This window comes from Moorena sp. SIO4A1 (assembly GCF_010672065.1).
Lineage (GTDB): Bacteria > Cyanobacteriota > Cyanobacteriia > Cyanobacteriales > Coleofasciculaceae > Moorena.
In genome coordinates this window covers 28,768-45,867 of sequence record NZ_JAAHHX010000033.1, presented here as the reverse complement: position 1 = coordinate 45,867, position 17,100 = coordinate 28,768, and the positions used below count along the sequence as shown (strand labels likewise).

Here is a 17,100-nt window from a genome sequence, read left to right as displayed (position 1 = left end):
GGCTAGAAGCCTGTGCCACGCAGGGGATAGGTAATGGAGCTATTCCCTATTTCCTATTCCCTGTGCCCAGAGCTATATATTAGGTAAGAAACAATTCATCAGGTTCATTTACCAACAGCTATGTCTGAACAAAACGCACAAGTCTGTCCTATCTGTGGTGTCAAGATCATACCAGGAGGGCAAGTAGAGGATAGAGTCATCTTTAAAGTCGGACCAGTAGGAACAAGAGCTATCCTTTACCAGCGCGTTTGTCAGTATGTTAAGAAACCAGGCTGCATCAATAAGAATCCATAGCAATTATCAATGGGGTGAGGGACTTTCCTTGTAAGCATTCAGCTATTAGCCATCAGCTATCAGCTTTTGAATAAAAGAATGTTGGTATTGCTTAATAATGGAATGATTTTAAGAGTGAGGTGGAATGGGCATCTTGGTGGAACTGGCATCTTGCCAGTTTCATGCTTATTCCCGGGCGGGCAGGATGCCCACTCTACTCCTATTCAGTGGAATGGGCATCAGGGGTGGAACTGGCATCTTGCCAGTTTCATGCTTATTTTCGGGCGGGCAGGATGCCCACTCTACTCCTATTCAGTGGAATGGGCATCAGGGGTGGAACTGGCATCTTGCCAGTTTCATGCTTATTTTCGGGCGGGCAGGATGCCCACTCTACTCCTATTCAGTGGAATGGGCATCAGGGGTGGAACTGGCATCTTGCCAGTTTCATGCTTATTTTCGGGCGGGCAGGATGCCCACTCTACTCCTATTCATTGGAAGATTCAGCAACGCCTCTGTAGCCCATTAGCTGAATGCTGAATGCTGAATGCTGAATGCTGAATGCTGAATGCTAATTCACTTTAGGAGTCCCTAATTTACCTAGGAAGTTGCGCACCAGTAAGGTTAGCATTATCAAGGTTAGCGTTAGTCAAATCAGCGTTAATGAAATTAGCGTTACTGAGGTTAGCCCCACTCAAATCAGCACCATTGAGGTTGGCATTCAGAAAGGTGGTGTTACTGAGGTCAGCACCCCTAAAGGAACTACCACTCAGGTCAGCACTGATGAAATTTGCCCACACTACGCTAGCACCACTGAAGTCGGCGCGACTCATGTTGGCCCCTGTGGCGTAGGCTGAATCTAAGTTGGCATTGCGGAAGGTTGCCCCTGTGCCATCAATAACTCTCATTGCTGCACTTTCGAGCATGGCATCAGAAAGGTTAGCGCCACTGAGATTGGCTCCCTGGAGGTTAGCATATCTCAGGTCTGCTTCCCTCAAATCAGCTCTGGCTAGGTCAGAATTTACCAGGTCACAGCTTCGACATTCCTTAGTTTGCAGCAGTTGTAGATAGTGCTCGCGCACTTCAGCATTGATAGGAGCGATTAACCCTAAGGAGGCTAGCAGTACACTAATTCCTAAGATTCTGAATTTCATAATTTCTGGCCAAATCTTGTTTTGCCTGTATTATGGCAGTGAAGTTCAAGAAATACCCAATATTTCTACCGTGATTGCTAATTACGTAAGCATTTAGCGGTCAGCGGTCAGCCGTCAGCCGTCAGCTAAAAGCTGACGCTATGGAAGCGTCAGCTGATGTAACAGAGATTAAACCAATGCTTACTTGCTTGATTCAAAAGCACCATCTGTAGCCCATAAGCTGATAGCTGATAGCTAATAGCTGATAGCTGATAGCTGATAGCACCTCAAGTAGCGTGCGCGTAGCGCTTAAGCTGATAGCTGAATGCTTACCTAATTACTACTGTGCGATCGCATTGATAAACTAACGCGCTTCAGTTTTTCATTTACTTCCATTACCCGCACCTTCACCACCTGTCCCACTTTGACTATCTGTTTGGGATCCTCTACAAACCGGTCAGCTAGTTGGGAGATATGCACTAACCCATCTTGATGCACGCCGATATCTACGAATGCTCCAAAGTTTACCACATTGGTGACAATTCCTTCTAATTCCATTCCAGGACTTAGGTCTTTTAGCTCATTTACTCCTTCTTTGAAGGTGGCGTACTTAAACTCAGCCCTGGGGTCTCGTCCTGGCTTTTCCAATTCCTGGATAATATCCTCTAGGGTTGGTAAGCCTATGGTATCTGTGACGTAACGGTTCAAATCTACTGACTTGAACCGTTCTGATCCTTGTTTAATCTTGGCTAGAGGTAACTGCAAATCCGATGCGATCGCTTTCACTACGGAATAACTCTCTGGATGCACAGCTGTGTTATCCAAGGGATTATCCCCGTTGCGAATCCTTAGGAATCCTGCTGACTGCTCGAAGGCTTTTGGCCCTAACTTTGGTACCTTAAGGATTTCCCGACGGTTCTTGAATGCACCTTGCTGATTGCGATAGGTCACAATATTATTAGCAATGGTCGGGGTAATCCCAGATACAAAGGTTAGCAGTTGAGCGGAAGCAGTATTTAAATCTACTCCTACATAGTTTACACAACTTTCCACCGTTTCATCAAGTTTCTTCTTGAGTAATTTCTGATCAACATCGTGTTGGTACTGTCCCACACCAATGGATTTAGGGTCAATTTTGACCAACTCAGCTAAGGGGTCTTGTAAGCGTCTGCCAATACTAATCGCTCCTCTGACTGTGACATCTAAATCTGGAAACTCCTCTCGTGCTACCTCACTGGCGGAATAAATCGATGCCCCAGATTCATTCACCATTACTTTAATTGGTTTGCGCTCCATGGTTTTGAGGACTTCCGAGATAAACTCGTCTGTCTCACGAGAGGCTGTACCGTTACCAATGGCAATTAGCTCGATCTGGTAGGTTTCGATTAAATTCTTAATGGTTTTGGCAGCTTGTTCGCGCTTTTGGCTGCCTTGATGGGGAAACACTGGCTGGTATGTGATGTATTTAGCTGTCTCATCCAGGATAGCCACTTTACAACCAGTGCGGAAGCCTGGGTCTATGGCTAAGGTTGGTTTCATTCCTGCTGGAGCAGATAACAACAGTTCTCGGAGATTGGCTTCAAAGGTTTTAATGGACTCTGCATCAGCATAGGTTTTGCGATCGGTACGTACTTCCGTAGTTAGGGAGGTTTTCATGAGCCGATTAAACCCATCTTTGAGCATGGTCTGGTAAAACTCTCGCAGTAGGGTAGCTTTGGTGTGGATTTCCTCAGAATCTAGGTAGGACATAACATAGTCTTCATCAAAAGAGAGTTCCAGCTTTATTACTCCCTCAGCCTCACCCCTGAGCAGGGCTAACATATTGTGTGGCGCTACAGATTTCACTGGGATTTGGAACTCCCGGTACATTTCAAACTTAGTGGTACCTTCGGGATAATCCTTTTTAATCCGAGACACGAATACTCCCGATTTCAGGAAATAATCCCGCAAGTACGCTCGTAAGTGGGCTTTTTCAGCTACAGCTTCCGCTAAAATATCTGAGGCACCTTGAAGAACGTCCTCTACCGTATTGAGCTTATGGTCTGGGGAAATGTATTTAGCCGCTTCTTCAGATAAGGATACTGATTTAACTTCCGGAGTGTTCATCGACTCAATCCAGTCCGCTAAGGGTTCAAGTCCTTTCTCCCTCGCCATGGTTGCCCTAGTGCGTCGTTTCGGTTTGTAGGGCAGGTAGAGGTCTTCCAATTCAGTCTTTTGCTGGCAAGCTTCGATCTTAGCCTTTAGTTCATCGGTGAGCTTACCAGCAGATGCGATCGCATTCAGGATTACTGACTTCCGTTGCTCAAGTTCCGTCAGATAAGTATGGCGCTCAGCTATAGTGCGTAGTTGAACTTCATCGAGAGAACCAGTCAGCTCTTTACGGTAGCGAGCTATAAACGGAATAGTTGCCCCTTCAGCCAGTAAAGACAGGGCATTCTCGATCTGAGTGGCGCTTAACGACAGTTCTTGGGCTAATATTTGAGGAATAGTGGTCATGTTACCAGGAAAAGCGGACATTAAACGGGATTTTAAATAAATTTAAATTAGCAAATTGAGAACGGTATAACCATTAATAATTAACAATTAACAGTTCAATTCACAACTAACAATTATGGTTTCTAGCTCTGAAGTGATCAAACCTACCCTAAGAGCTGATTCCTAAAGTAAATCTTAAGAAGTCTGAAAGCCTTGCTATGATTGTCTTTTGGGTATTAAATAGTTCATTTGTTCTATTTTATTGCAAGCCTTATCCTACAAGGATTACAGCGAGTTTACGAATCAGCTCTAAGCCCAGGTAGTCTCCGTCGAGTCCATCATATTGCTCTGAATGTGAAGGATATCCAAGCATCGCGCCACTTTTATGGTACAGTATTAGGTTTACATGAACTAACTGGAGAATAAGTGCCCAGTACCTTGCGATCGCTAGTCGAAGCCGGAAAAGTCACTAACTTCGTTACCCCAGATGGCATTGTTGTGGATTTGTTTTCCGAGCCAGACCTATCACCACCCGATCCAGACCCCCATCGTGGCTTTAATCGGGTGAATCATCTCGCCTTTGATATCGATCCTCAGTTATTTGACCAAGCCGTAGAGGTGCTAAAACAAAATCAAATTCCGATCGATCATGGTCCAGTAACTCGTCCTACCGGCAGAGGTATCTATTTTTATAAAATTCCCCACAAGCCGAAAACCCCGTGTTTTTAAACCGGGGATGAAGGGTCATAGTGGCTTTAGCCACCGTGAGGAAAGTCGCACTAGTAGTTGTCGATTTGTGCTAGCTGTGTTAGCATAATAGTACAACACAAGAGGTCGATTTATGATGATCATTCTTGAGTTCAAGGCCTACGGCAAAAAACATCAATATTTAGCCATAGAGGAGGCGATCAGGACAGTAAAATTTGTCCGCAACAGTTGCCTTAGGTTGTGGATTGATAATAGAGGCATATCAAAATACGACCTCAACAAATATTGTAGAGTTTTGGCTAAAGATTTTGATTTTGCCAGTGAATTGAACTCAACCGCTCGACAGGCTGCCGCTGAAAGAGCATGGTCATCGATCGCCCGCTTCTATGACAACTGCAAGAAAAAAGTCTCCGGAAAGAAAGGGTTTCCCCGATTCCAGAAGCATTGTCGCTCGGTCGAATATAAGCAATCAGGATGGAAGTTGTCCCCTGACAAAAAATCGATCACATTCACCGACAAAAAGGGAATTGGAAAACTTAAGCTCAAGGGTACATGGGACTTGTGGAGATTTGATAAGAAACAGATAAAACGAGCTCGGATTGTAAAAAGAGCCGACGGGTACTATGTTCAATTTTGCGTCTCAGTCGATGTAAAGGAACAATTAAAACCTGCTGATGCGACCGTCGGTTTAGATGTAGGTCTAAAAGATTTCTACACCGATTCCAGAGGCAAGACTGAACCTAATCCTCGTTTTTACAGGACTGGGGAAAAGCGGTTAAAGTTTTATCAGCGTCGAGTTTCCCGAAAAAAGAAAGGCTCAACCAATCGTAAGAAAGCAATTAATAGATTAGCTAGACACCACCTTAGTATAAGTAGGCGACGTGAAGAGCATGCCAAGAGACTGGCACGCTGCGTAGTCCGGTCTAACGACCTGGTGGCCTATGAAGATCTAAGGGTCAAAAATCTAGTAAAAAATCACTGTTTAGCGAAGTCTATTAATGATGCAGGTTGGTATCAGTTCAGGAAATGGCTAGAGCATTTTGGTCAAAAGTTTGGGAGAGTTACTGTCGCAGTTAATCCTGCTTACACTAGCCAAAATTGCTCTGACTGTGGTGAAGTCGTGAAGAAGTCACTATCAACTAGAACCCATATCTGTCAGTGTGGTTGCCAGTTAGGTAGGGACCATAACGCTGCCATTAACATTTTGAACAGAGCTTTGGGTACGGTGGGGCACACCGGAACCTGGGTCATCGACCCGAACCCTTGCGGAGAATTGACCTCTACTCTTCCTGATTCCGGTCTGGTTGAGCAAGTTGGCTCGTTGAAGCAAGAATCCCCGCGTCTTTAGACCGGGGAGTGTCAAGACCCCGATGGATTTATAGTTGAAATTCGCTGCGATGCGATTGAATGAGACGTAAGCAGTCAGCCGTCAGCCGTCAGCTGTCAGCCTTTGCAAAACGTTAATAGCTGTTCGCGTAGCGTGCGCGTAGCGCTAATCGCTGATAGCTGATAACTGATAGCTTCAAAATTTCTAACGTAAAGACTTCTGCTTTTTTTCAAAATACTGTTGATGATAGTCATCAGCTAAATAATAGTCCGAAGCTGGCTTAATTTCTGTGACAATATCCTTATCAAACTTACCAGAAACTTGCAGCTTTTGTTTTGACAGTCTTGCCAGCACTTCTTGTTCCTGATTGTGGAAAAATATCACCGATCGATACTGTTCTCCTCGATCAGGACCTTGACGGTTCAATGTAGTAGGATCATGGATAGACCAAAATACTTCAAGTAATTGTTCATAGCTGACTTTTTCCGGGTCATACTCCACCTGTGCCACTTCCGCGTGACCCGTTATTCTTGATAATACATCTAGATAACATGGGTTAGGAAAATGTCCGCCCATATAACCAACAGAGGTTGATACTACTCCCTTCACTTTCCGAAATGCTGCTTCTACTCCCCAGAAACAACCACCACCAAATGTCGCTTTTTCCATCGTTTTTATTCAAAAATTGCTCAGGATTTATTCATTATATAGTAGTTATCATTTTTTGAGGGAGTAGGGAGTAGGGAGTAGGGAGTAGGGAGTAGGGAATCGGGAATCGGGAATCGGGAATCGGGAATCGGGAATCGGGAATCGGGAATCGGTAAAAAATAATGTGTATATTATTATGATATAAACTGATAGCTGATGATAGCTGACATTTTGAACTCTAAACTATAAACCCTATCGTATTTTTTTTATTTGTAACAAAATGTTTTATGTTTAAAAATAGCCTTGACTTTTTTAGAGATATTATTAATAATAAAAATGTCTGATATTTCGATAATATTTCTGGACAAAAAGCCGCGCTTCCAAGTTGACAGACAAAGCGCGGCTTTATCCCCAGTCACAAGCTATGTGTGAGGTAATTCTATGATGCCAAAAAAACGGTCAGTAGATCATCTGGTTTACTGTCAGCGAGCTCTAGACCGGCTTGCCCAAATTGCTGAGAGCCAATCTAGACGGGAAGATTCCTATCTTTCTGCCATCACTGAGCGAGAGGAAATCTTGATTAACCTATACAGCAACTGCCGACTGTCCATGACACCCCAGGCGTTTTACCGCAAATGGCCAGTCAATCAAGCAGATATCGGTAACATCTGCTGCCGCTCAACTTACGCTGTAAATACCTGGCTGGCTCAAGGTGCTTGCTATAAAACTCCTAGTGCCGATTCTTTATACCATCTGGCTTTAATGGATTTCGTCTTAGAGAATTTCGAGGCAATTCCAAAGGAGTTATTGAATCGACTCTGCTCTAGGGTTGCTCCGTAAAGGGGTGTTGTCTGTTATAATTAATAATTTAGAATTTAGAATGGTAAATTCCAAATTAGACCTCTTGCATAAGTCTCATAAACCGTGGGTGTTGACAAGGCAAAAGTCAAAAGGCAAAAGGGATAGATTTTGATTTCTATAGATTCTAAATTCTTAATTTTACATTCTAAATTCTAGATTCGCGGATTCTACAGGACTTACGCATTTGCCCCCTAAATCCCCCAATTCTGGGGGACTTTGACATTATTACCCCCCAATTTTGATACCCCTGGCCAAATTAATATTTGTTTACACATAGGTCAACTGGTCGGAGCAAGAGCAGCAAAACGAGAACATCGGGTAGCGGCAAATGGGACTCCTCAGTTTGATAACTAATACAATTGTTTCAACTTATAGTCCCATACCAACTACGAACAAAGGATATTTTCCACATCTGCTCATCCTTTTGTAAACAAATATTAATTTCGCCAGCCGTATCAATACTGGGGGGAAGAGCATCGATAGCTATTAACATCCGAGTCAATCCTTCCTCAACTCTGGTAACTCTATTGACAACCTCTTCCATGGTCTGAATTCTCTGTTGATGGTCATTAGTAAGAGCTTCTACAGAACGGGCTAATGACTCCACCACTGCTTAAATCCGGTCTAATCTATCGTTATTGTTACTCACTGCTATAGGATTTCTAAATAGCTCATGAACACCAATACTAATTTAGTATATCATTTATTTTAGGAATTATAAAAAATTATTCCCGTTTTTTACATTAACCAAAATCCATTTATACTTGATTAAGTCTTGCCTGTTACCTGTTGCTTGTTGCCTTTACCTAAGAGATTTTGTTCACAACTTAAATACAAATGCTACAGCACTCGAAGTAAAGATGTAAGCTATCAGCTATCAGCTATCAGCTATCAGCTATCAGCTATCAGCTATCAGCTATCAGCTATCAGCCATAGGCCAACGGCTGACGGCTGACGGCTGACGGCTGTTCGCGTAGCGTGAGCTTTTAGCTCACGGCTGAATGCTTACGTAAAGATTAAGACATCTTTGTGTTCCCTACTCCCTACTCCCTACTCCCTACTCCCTTTCCTAATACCTTACTCACAAATCAGTTTTTTCCTACTGATAAGTAATTGAGGCTAAACCTTTTGTTTAGATGGGGAAGGTTTCAGCTTACGTTTGATGGTTGAAGCTAAGCCGAGAGTGGCAATGGTAAAGATACTTATACTATGAGTGGGTTCAGGGACAATCACCGGTTTCGCAGAAAAACTAATGGGTAACTCACTATCTTCCGGTCCTAAATTTTGAAAACCAGTGATAAATGGCGGTGCCGAAAAAACTTCAAAAAAACTAGGGGGCTGCAAAAAACTAGCGAAAAAGACATTAACAAAGTTTCCAGCTGAGGTGGAAAACCCAAAGCCGTCAGTTGTTAACTGATTAGCATCAAGACTAATTAAATTGTCAACTTCGAAAGGTTCGTTTCCCGGTGTAGAAGTACCAGTAGGTTGCAAACCAGTAATTGTTTCGCTGTTGCGCGTGCCAGTAATTTCAGAAATCAGGAAAAAACCCAAATCATCAGGAGTATCATTAGTAGTGAAAGTACCACTGGCTTCGATACCAGGAGCAGAATAACTCCAGTTCCAATTTAAAGCTGAAGCTGCTTGGGGTGCCACCAAAACTAATCCAGAGGTAGCAATCAGGAGTGTAGTAGATAGCAGAGTTAGATTTTTCATCGCAAATTTAGGGTTGAACAAAACTATACCAAAGGGAACAGGGAACAGGGAACAGGGAACAGGGAACAGGAACCCACCCCTAACCCCTCCCAGGAGGGGAACGGGAGTAGGGAAAAGGGAACAAAAATTATCACAATTCATTTAGGATTGGTATATCAGTTATGAGGTACGCTTTTCAACCTCAAAGTCCCCCTTATTAAGGGCAGGGCTGTTTCATTCTCATGAATAAATTGTAAATTCAATCGGTTGAAAGGCAGCTGGGGTGCTGGAGAGAAGGTTTTTTTAAGGTTAAAAATACCTTTTTATGAATAAAAATTCCCCCTATCTCCCTATCTCCCTATCTCCCCACCTCCCCAGCAATCGCATTTGAGTCCGACTTTGAAACAGCCCTGCTTATTAAGGGGGATTTAGGGGGATCAAGTTGTACCTTATGGGATATAGAATTAAATAATAACTCAATACATGAAGCCGCACAACATGATTATCCGAGATGCAGAAATAAGGGATCGTGAGAGCGTGCGCTCCTTACATATATCGGCCTTTCCGATCGGGGAGGGTGATATTGTGGCAGGTCTCGCTGATGACCTCATCTCCAATATTACCGAGCCTTGTACCCTATCATTGGTAGCGGTCGATGACAATGAAATAATTGGAAACGTTGCATATAGTCCTGTATTTATTGCCGAAAAACCAGATTTCCATGGGTATATTCTGGCACCACTCGCTGTTAAGCCAGAATGCCAAGGTAATGGTGTGGGGAGTAAACTAATTGATGCTGGGATTAAGCGATTGCGTAGTATGAATGTGGATATTGTTTTCGTGTATGGTGATCCTAGGTATTATGAACGATTTGGCTTTAAAGCAGAGTTGGCAACACATTTCATTACTCCATATCCATTGAGTTGGCCTTTTGGTTGGCAGGCGCTACTACTTGGGGAGATAGAGGAGCCAGATGCTGCTGTTAATATCAAATGCGTAAAGTCTTTAAATAATCCTAAACTATGGTGATAGGTTGCTAGGATTGCTATAATACTTTCAATTAGGCTTTAAAACCCTAGTATTCTCTTTAGTTTGAGCCGATTTGCCAAATTAGATATTTCCAATAGATCCTCCAAGTTACCGGAAATAATGCAGGTCATGGGATGTTCCTCTCCCAACTGCTTGACAGCAATCTGTAGAGCCTGTTGGAAGAAGGTTTCGGCTTCCGAGTACCGCCCCTGAGTTGAGTACAGTAAAGCCAGGTTGTTGAGGCTTTGTGCCACATCTGGGTGTTGTTGACCCAGCAGGCGTTTCCTCAGCTCTAAGGTTTGCTGGTACATCGGTTCTGCTTCTTCGTAGCGTCCCTGCCTCCAGTACAGTCCTGCCAGGTTGTTGAGGCTGGTGGCCACAGCAGGGTGTTCTTCACCCAGCAGGCGTTTCATCAGGTCTAAGGCTTGCTGGTACAGGGTTTCGACCTGTTGGGATCCCCCCTGGCTAAAGTACAGATAAGCCAGATTGTTGAGGCTTTCTGCCACATCTGGGTGTTGTTGACCCAGCAGGCGTTTCCTCATCTCTAAGGCTTGCTGGTATAGGGGTTTCGCTTCTTGATACCGCCCCTGGCGTGAATACAGTAAAGCCAGGTTGTTGAGGCTGTCTGCCACATCTGGATGTTCTTGGCTCAGGAGGCGTTTCCTCAGCTCTAAGGCTTGCTGCAACAGGGGTTCCGCTTTTTCGTAGCGCCCCTGGCTCCAGTATAGTAAAGCCAGATTGTTGAGACTAGTGGCCACATCTGGGTGTTCAATACCCAGGAGGCGTTTCCTCAGCTCTAAGGCTTGCTGGGACAGGGGTTCCGCTTCTTCGTAGCGCCCCTGTTTTTGGTACAGTTTTCCCAGGTTGTTGAGGCTGTTGGCCACATCTAAGTGTTCAATACCCAGCAGGCGTTGGGTAAGCTCTAAGGCTTGCAGGTAAAGGTGTTCCGCTTCTTCGTAGCGCCCCTGGTTCTCGTAGAGTGCTCCCAGGTTGTTGAGGCTGGTGGCTACATCTGGGTGTTCAATACCCAGGAGGCGTTTCCTCATCTCTAAGGCTTGCTGGTACAGGGGTTCCGCTTCTTCGTAGCGCCCCTGGCTTTCGTACAGTGCTGCCAGGTTGTTGAGGATGATTGCTACATATGGGTGCTCTTGATCCAGCAGGCGTTGGGTCAGCTTTAACGCTTGCTGGTACAGGGGTTCCGCTTCTTCGTAGCGCCCCTGGTTTTTGTACAGATAAGCCAGGTTGTTGAAGCTGTTTGCCACATGTAAGTGTTGTTGACCCAGGAGGCGTTTCCTCAGGTCTAAGGCTTGCTGGTACAGGGGTTCCGCTTCTTCGTAGCGCCCCTGGCTTTCGTACAGTCCTGCCAGGTTGTTGAGGCTGCTTGCCACATGTAAGTGTTCTTGGCCCAGGAGACGTTTCCTCAGGTCTAAGGCTTGCTGGTAAAGGGGTTCCGCTTTTTGGTAGCGCCCCTGGCTTTCGTACAGTCCTGCCAGGTTGTTGAGGCTGCTTGCTACATCCGGGTGGTCTTGACCCAGGAAGCGTTTCCTCAGGTCTAAGGCTTGCTGGTACAGGGGTTCCGCTTTTTCGTAGCGCCCCTGGCTTTCGTACAGTACTGCCAGGTTGTTGAAGCTGCTTGCCACAGCTGGGTGTTCTTCACCCAAGCGCTCTCTAACCGTTAATAAGCATTCCTCATACCAAGGCAAAGCTTGTTCGTAAGCCCCTTGACCCTCGTAAAACCGGCCTAAGCCCACAAAAGGCCAGATTAAATCTTCGTCATTTAAGTAATTGTTTTGGTTAGTGGCAACTTCCACCAGGTGAGGGATAGCAGAGGTAATTCCTAAAATGTCTGACTGAGTTGGGGTCTTAGGAATCTCCTTTGCTATTGCTACGATAGCTGAACAAAAGCCCTGTTTTAGGTTTTCAATATCAGCTAACTGTTCTCCCTTGATACTCAAAAATTCTCTAATCCTTTCCTGAATTTGGTAGGTATTATCATCCAACTTCTGTAGTAAATACTTTTGAACTAAGATATCCCGATTAACGACCAAATCAAAGTCTAAGCTAGCAGCTCTAGCCGCCTCGGATACTAATGACCATGGCATAGGCGCTAAAGCAAACAAACTCAGCAGAGCAGCCATGGTTTGAGCTGAAGACTGTAAAGAATCCCAATTGAGTTCCAGCACAACATCTGTACCAGAGTCACCTTCTTGAGATTGCTTCTGCTCTAGGAGCAATAAAATTTCTTCTAGCATCATGTACTCCCTGGCTTTGAGTATAGCGCTGCCACATTGTATAACTTTAAAGGTATACAGCCAACGAATTGACAGATTGCTTTGGCAGTTTCTAACTCCTTTTCAACAAAGTCTTTTCCTACTAATTTTACTAATAATTCTAGAGCATCAGTTTCTGGTAATTTACCCAAAGCAAGTGATGGATAGGGTAACTCTGAGCTACGAGTAGTAATTAACACCCTAAATCGAGAACCCATGGGCGGTAAGTAGTTTTTAATTTTATCGATATCAGTGACATTATCAAACACCAATAAAACTTTACCTGGTTGCCACTTTTTCCAGCAATAAGCAAGTTGGCTAGCAATGCTGAGATTTTTAGGCATCGGAAAACCAGGAAAATCATTCACAAATGCAAATTCCGAGAGCTGGGTGACAATATCGACTCCCTGGAGATTTAACCAACAACAACCACCGGGAGAATTTTCTAAATTGTACCAAGAGTATTGAATTGCTAGTTCTGTTTTTCCTACTCCCCCCTTACCTATAATATCAGTAATTGCTACAATATTATTTTGCTGTAATAGCTGATGTAACTCTTCCAGTGGCTGGTGTCTATCCACAAACTTACAGGCTTGAGTACTGGGTATATTGTGGGCAACCTCAAAGGGATTAGGATGATAATCCTCCTGATCACCATTCCAACTGCGACGATAAAAATAGGTTGGTAGTTGTTGTTTATTTAAACTAGCAAATTGTTGCTTAACCTGTTCAGCAACTACTGCCATATCTGGCAGCCAGTCATGATGCTCCAAGGCTTTTCTTACGGTTTGGGAAAAGTATCCCGTTTTTGCGGAGGAGTTAACTCTGGCTTTCTCCCCTTCTCTCGTAGCTAGTAAAACAAACTGTTTACTGTCTTTCTTGGGTTGACCACTAGGAAACTGTTTCCCTCCCAAATTAGTTGGTCGCCCTTTTGACTCTAAAAGATAATTAGCACAAGCATCGACTATACAAATATGATGGGGAATTTTAAAAGCATCTGACCCTAAAAGCAGTAACAGGGAATTAAAATCTAGATTCTGCCAATTCGTTTTACTAGCATCAGCACAAAGTAGCCTGCGATTTCGCTCCGAAGTAATCAAACCATGACCTGCCCAAAATATAAACAGTAAATCTCCGTTTTTTTGGGACAGATCATTGGTAATGATATCAACTATATTCTGCTCGGTTGCTGGCTTTGACGTTATTTCAAAGTTATTAACCAGTTCACTATTTTCAGATAAAGGAGATAAACAGAGCCTGATATTATCTGTTGGCACTCCTTGTGATAACAACCAATCAGCAAACTTGATAGCATCATGAACGGGACCATTAACATTCCAGTTTGTTGGTTGATAGTTTTCAATACCGACAATCAACCCATAGGTTTTTTCTGGCTTAGCACTAATAGTCATGGTAACCTCGGGATAATTGCCTTCCAGGTAGCAGGGTTTGTCCAATAAGCGCTGTGAGCTTGGGGAAACGGTTGTTTACTGTCCACCAAAACATCCTGGACTTTATTAGGGAATAGAGTAGCACCAATGTAACTAAGGAAATCGCGTAAATCATAAATATTCAACCACTCCGGAAAAAAGTCGGGCAGAGGCTGACCAAATTCTAGGCTATATAAGGCATTAATTTCGTATAAAAACGGGGCTTGAGAACCCACTGTAATTAATAATTTTACTTGTTTTATTGATTGAGTCACCAGTAAATCAACACAAGCAATTCCTCCTAAACTATGGGCTAATATAACAACTGGTGGTTCAGCGTCTTCTATCGTTTTCTGGATAAAATCACGTATTTTCTGGCCGCGACCTTGATAGAGCATGATATCACAAGGGATAGGGAAATTTGCCTCAGTGATGGCAGCCCTCTTACTCATAACCCAAGCTGTAGCTGGACGCGCCAATAAGGAAAGTGGTTTTTGGAGCCAGTCACCCAATCCCAAGTCTTCCTCCTTACCCAAAGCATTACTTAGTGATCTCACCAGTTGATCACGCAATTCCCGATTAGGAAGTATGATGGAATTCTGATGGTGCTGCTGAGAGTCAAACATTGCCTGAGCAATAATTGCTCTTGCGAGAGTATCATAACAGTCACTATCTGAATCAGAGACTTGGTTTAATACGTCTTGATAAACAGCACTACTCGTAACATGGCGTCGTGCCTGATCAAACCCCTCTGCTATACCTGCTGATTCTAATTTTTCTTGCAATTCTCCACTAGGAATTAAATCCAGCAACCGGTAATTTAATTGATCACCAGGTTGCTCTCCAAAGGGATTACTATCACCACCAGTCCTAGGTTGTAAAGACAACAATCCCAACTCATAAAGGGGATTGCGATATAACTGCTGCCAAAGAATAATAGTTTGATCCTCTTCTTCTCCCTGATCCAGAGCTAAAGTAGCATCATATGGGGGTATCGAAACCCCTTTAGCATTGAGCTTACTCCCAAATTCCCCACCCCAACAGCAAGGAACAACGGTAATATCCGGACGTTGTTTCGTGACAAACCCCTCAACTATCCTAAAGGTTTGCTCATAGGCAGCTTGCCTAACCCCTGTGCCATGGACAAATACGAGAGTTGTCATAGTTTAGAAGATAGTTGATCAATATCTATATATTTTACCCTCAGCGGTCAGCGGTCAGCGGTCAGCGGTCAGCGGTCAGTGGTCAGCTATCAGCGGTCAGCGGTCAGCGGTCAGTGGTCAGCTTATTTTATTCAAAAGCTGAAAGGTAAGCATATGACCTACTTGAGGTGCTACTTGAGGTGCTACTTGATGTGCCGTCAGCTGATAGCTGATAGCTGATAGCTGATAGCTGATAGCTGATAGCTGACCGCTGTTCGCGTAGCGTGCGCGTAGCGCTTAAGCTTTAAAAAAAAAATCGGTCAAGTGTTGGTTAACCCCAATGCTTGACCGAATTCTATTTTGTAAACCTAATTGAGTACAGCTTAGCTGTTATCAAATCCAAACAAAAACTGAATCAAGTAATCCATTCTTGTCAAGTTACTCAGTAACTGCTTTCCAGCAAGTACATCCTAACTCTGTTTACATTATACTCCTCCACAAAATAACTTGCAAAAAATAACCTCCACAATTCCTGGCCGCCAGGGCGGCAAACCCTGGCAAACCCCTATCCTAGTCTAAGTACAAATACCGAATCAAAGTGGTCATAACCTCACCAGGATTTTCCGTAGGCTCCGGAGTGCTCCACTCATCGGGATAGGCGTATTTAAGGGCATAAATGGCATAAATAGTATGGCGAACTTGTTTAGGAGAACCGATCAAGATGTGCTTGACTTTCTTAGGTTTGCGACCTTGATTGTCAGGGTTTTGATTGTCATCGGAGTTGGGGTTAATGTTTTGATTCATGACTAGTTATTGTTTGAAAAGGTTGATAATAATAATTTATTAATAAATACATAAAATGTCAAGGGGTTTAGAAAATTTTTTTTATTACGAAATATGGAGATTGTGGAGAGGGTGGGGAGGGTAGTAAGTATGGTAATTGTGGGAAGATAAACTAGTTTTTATTTGTTTACATTTTTGATAAACTCAATCGTATATAGTTTGAACTTTGTGGGGCATTAGCGCGGTATTTTAGGTACTATTTTTACCTAAAATGAAATAATTTTACCCTCAAATTACTGAAAAATGCTATAATAAAATTAAGCATTTAAACCGAATAATTCTATGATTACAGTTACACGAGAAGAAATTGAGCAATTTCGGGATCAATTGGCAAATTATCCAGAGGCTTTGGCTGCCCTTAATGAGATAGAAGAAGAGGAAGGAGATTTGGAGTATGCGACTGAAATTATAGCTTCGGAAGCCGGAATAGAGAGAATAGATATACAAGAGAGTTGGTTGCAAAATTTAGCCAGGCGGTGTCGCCATATAATTTGTCAAGATGAATTTAGAGACGATCGACTCGCTGGAGTAACTACTGCGTTGGTTGCATCTCTAGCTGCATCTGGTAATTTGCCCCTGGCATTGGCGACTCCAGTAGCTATTTATATAGTTAAGATTGGAGTCAAAAGTTTCTGCAATGAAGAGGAAATAATAAACCCTAAATATTATCCATTAGCACAAGAATTGATTGCCGATAATCAAGGTAATATCCAGAAAGTATTAATTGATTTTCAGGACTATAAACGTTTAATTGAAAGCTTTGAAGATGAAGGACTATATCGTGCTATGATGGAAGTTAAAGATGAAACACCTTTAAGTTTGGAAGAAGCATTAGCAGAACTCGACAAAGAATGAAAACTGAATATCTTCCAACCTTTATTAAGGATCTTAAATCTCTGAAAAGCACCCCTTTTTATAATACGATTAAAAAGTTTACCTTTCAGGATATTATTTCCTGTCAAAATCTTAGGGATATCAAAAACATCAAAAAATTAAAAGGAGAAGATAATGCCTATCGAATTCGTGTAGGGGATTATAGAATTGGATTTTTCCTAAAAGGGGATACTATCATATTCTCCCGTGTTCTCCATAGACGAGAATTTTATCGTTATTTTCCTTAAAGCAATCTAAAATAGCAAAGGTAACAGGAATGCCGCCGACATAAAATTAATAGCGTTGCCTAAATGTGGGATGATTTTAATAGCTTTGTGGAATGGGCATCTTGCCTGTTCCTACTCTGATGGTGGAATGGGCATCTTGCCTGTTCCCACT

Annotated in this window: 17 protein-coding genes and 1 pseudogene; 9 read left to right on the top strand and 9 right to left on the bottom strand. The window is 43.1% G+C overall.

What is annotated here, in order from left to right:
* Positions 1–120 precede the first annotated feature (120 nt).
* Both F6K53_RS21430 and F6K53_RS21425 read left to right on the top strand, forming a co-directional pair.
* Entirely contained in the window at positions 121–294 is a 174-nt protein-coding gene (locus F6K53_RS21430; RefSeq protein WP_293082148.1) for a hypothetical protein, read from the top strand.
* 124 nt (positions 295–418) lie between these two features.
* Positions 419–799 carry a hypothetical protein gene (locus F6K53_RS21425; protein ID WP_293072797.1) on the top strand — a complete coding sequence of 127 codons (381 nt, stop codon included), beginning with the start codon at positions 419–421 and terminating at the stop codon, positions 797–799.
* Between the two features lie 67 nt (positions 800–866).
* Here the strand turns inward: F6K53_RS21425 and F6K53_RS21420 are convergent, their stop codons facing one another.
* Both F6K53_RS21420 and F6K53_RS21415 read right to left on the bottom strand, forming a co-directional pair.
* On the bottom strand, positions 867–1,424 hold the full coding sequence (locus F6K53_RS21420; RefSeq protein ID WP_293072800.1) for a pentapeptide repeat-containing protein: 558 nt from the start codon (positions 1,422–1,424) through the stop codon (positions 867–869).
* A gap of 312 nt (positions 1,425–1,736) precedes the next feature.
* Complete coding sequence (locus F6K53_RS21415; RefSeq protein ID WP_293069726.1) at positions 1,737–3,899, bottom strand: Tex family protein; 2,163 nt, start codon at positions 3,897–3,899, stop codon at positions 1,737–1,739.
* Between the two features lie 252 nt (positions 3,900–4,151).
* On the opposite strand from F6K53_RS21415, the pseudogene F6K53_RS21410 reads away from it, so the two are divergent.
* A pseudogene (locus tag F6K53_RS21410) lies at positions 4,152–4,607 on the top strand (VOC family protein).
* Positions 4,608–4,722: 115 nt separating this feature from the next.
* Entirely contained in the window at positions 4,723–5,934 is a 1,212-nt protein-coding gene (locus tag F6K53_RS21405; RefSeq protein WP_293069784.1) for a transposase, read from the top strand.
* Positions 5,935–6,117: 183 nt separating this feature from the next.
* Here F6K53_RS21405 and msrA read toward each other — a convergent pair whose 3' ends face one another.
* Positions 6,118–6,582, bottom strand: a complete 465-nt coding sequence (gene msrA / locus F6K53_RS21400; protein WP_287267638.1) for a peptide-methionine (S)-S-oxide reductase MsrA — start codon at positions 6,580–6,582, stop codon at positions 6,118–6,120.
* Between the two features lie 420 nt (positions 6,583–7,002).
* Between msrA and F6K53_RS21395 the strand changes: the two genes are divergently transcribed.
* The gene (locus tag F6K53_RS21395; protein WP_293069730.1) at positions 7,003–7,401 is read left to right on the top strand and encodes a hypothetical protein; all 399 of its coding nucleotides are present in this window, start codon (positions 7,003–7,005) and stop codon (positions 7,399–7,401) included.
* Between the two features lie 385 nt (positions 7,402–7,786).
* Here F6K53_RS21395 and F6K53_RS21390 read toward each other — a convergent pair whose 3' ends face one another.
* Positions 7,787–8,032 carry a hypothetical protein gene (locus F6K53_RS21390; protein WP_293069732.1) on the bottom strand — a complete coding sequence of 82 codons (246 nt, stop codon included), beginning with the start codon at positions 8,030–8,032 and terminating at the stop codon, positions 7,787–7,789.
* Positions 8,033–8,541: 509 nt separating this feature from the next.
* Complete coding sequence (locus F6K53_RS21385) at positions 8,542–9,135, bottom strand: PEP-CTERM sorting domain-containing protein (protein WP_293069734.1); 594 nt, start codon at positions 9,133–9,135, stop codon at positions 8,542–8,544.
* A 462-nt stretch (positions 9,136–9,597) separates the two neighbouring features.
* Between F6K53_RS21385 and F6K53_RS21380 the strand changes: the two genes are divergently transcribed.
* Complete coding sequence (locus F6K53_RS21380) at positions 9,598–10,143, top strand: N-acetyltransferase (RefSeq protein WP_293069736.1); 546 nt, start codon at positions 9,598–9,600, stop codon at positions 10,141–10,143.
* Between the two features lie 38 nt (positions 10,144–10,181).
* Here F6K53_RS21380 and F6K53_RS21375 read toward each other — a convergent pair whose 3' ends face one another.
* From F6K53_RS21375 to F6K53_RS21365, 3 genes are read right to left on the bottom strand one after another with little or no spacing between them, the layout of a single operon-like run.
* Entirely contained in the window at positions 10,182–12,398 is a 2,217-nt protein-coding gene (locus F6K53_RS21375) for a tetratricopeptide repeat protein (RefSeq protein WP_293069738.1), read from the bottom strand.
* Positions 12,395–13,825, bottom strand: a complete 1,431-nt coding sequence (locus F6K53_RS21370) for a caspase family protein (RefSeq protein ID WP_293069740.1) — start codon at positions 13,823–13,825, stop codon at positions 12,395–12,397. Before F6K53_RS21370 ends, F6K53_RS21375 begins: the two co-directional genes overlap by 4 nt.
* Positions 13,822–15,006, bottom strand: a complete 1,185-nt coding sequence (locus F6K53_RS21365) for a hypothetical protein (RefSeq protein ID WP_293069742.1) — start codon at positions 15,004–15,006, stop codon at positions 13,822–13,824. The genes F6K53_RS21370 and F6K53_RS21365 overlap by 4 nt, the downstream gene beginning before the upstream one ends.
* 14 nt (positions 15,007–15,020) lie before the next feature.
* On the opposite strand from F6K53_RS21365, the gene F6K53_RS21360 reads away from it, so the two are divergent.
* On the top strand, positions 15,021–15,155 hold the full coding sequence (locus tag F6K53_RS21360; protein WP_293082145.1) for a hypothetical protein: 135 nt from the start codon (positions 15,021–15,023) through the stop codon (positions 15,153–15,155).
* 400 nt (positions 15,156–15,555) lie between these two features.
* Here F6K53_RS21360 and F6K53_RS21355 read toward each other — a convergent pair whose 3' ends face one another.
* Positions 15,556–15,789, bottom strand: coding sequence for a hypothetical protein (locus F6K53_RS21355; protein ID WP_293028600.1), 234 nt, complete (start codon positions 15,787–15,789; stop codon positions 15,556–15,558).
* A 321-nt stretch (positions 15,790–16,110) separates the two neighbouring features.
* On the opposite strand from F6K53_RS21355, the gene F6K53_RS21350 reads away from it, so the two are divergent.
* Together F6K53_RS21350 and F6K53_RS21345 are read left to right on the top strand one after the other, a co-directional pair.
* Positions 16,111–16,683, top strand: a complete 573-nt coding sequence (locus tag F6K53_RS21350; protein WP_293069744.1) for a hypothetical protein — start codon at positions 16,111–16,113, stop codon at positions 16,681–16,683.
* On the top strand, positions 16,680–16,949 hold the full coding sequence (locus F6K53_RS21345) for a type II toxin-antitoxin system RelE/ParE family toxin (RefSeq protein ID WP_293069746.1): 270 nt from the start codon (positions 16,680–16,682) through the stop codon (positions 16,947–16,949). The genes F6K53_RS21350 and F6K53_RS21345 overlap by 4 nt, the downstream gene beginning before the upstream one ends.
* Positions 16,950–17,100: the final 151 nt, after the last annotated feature.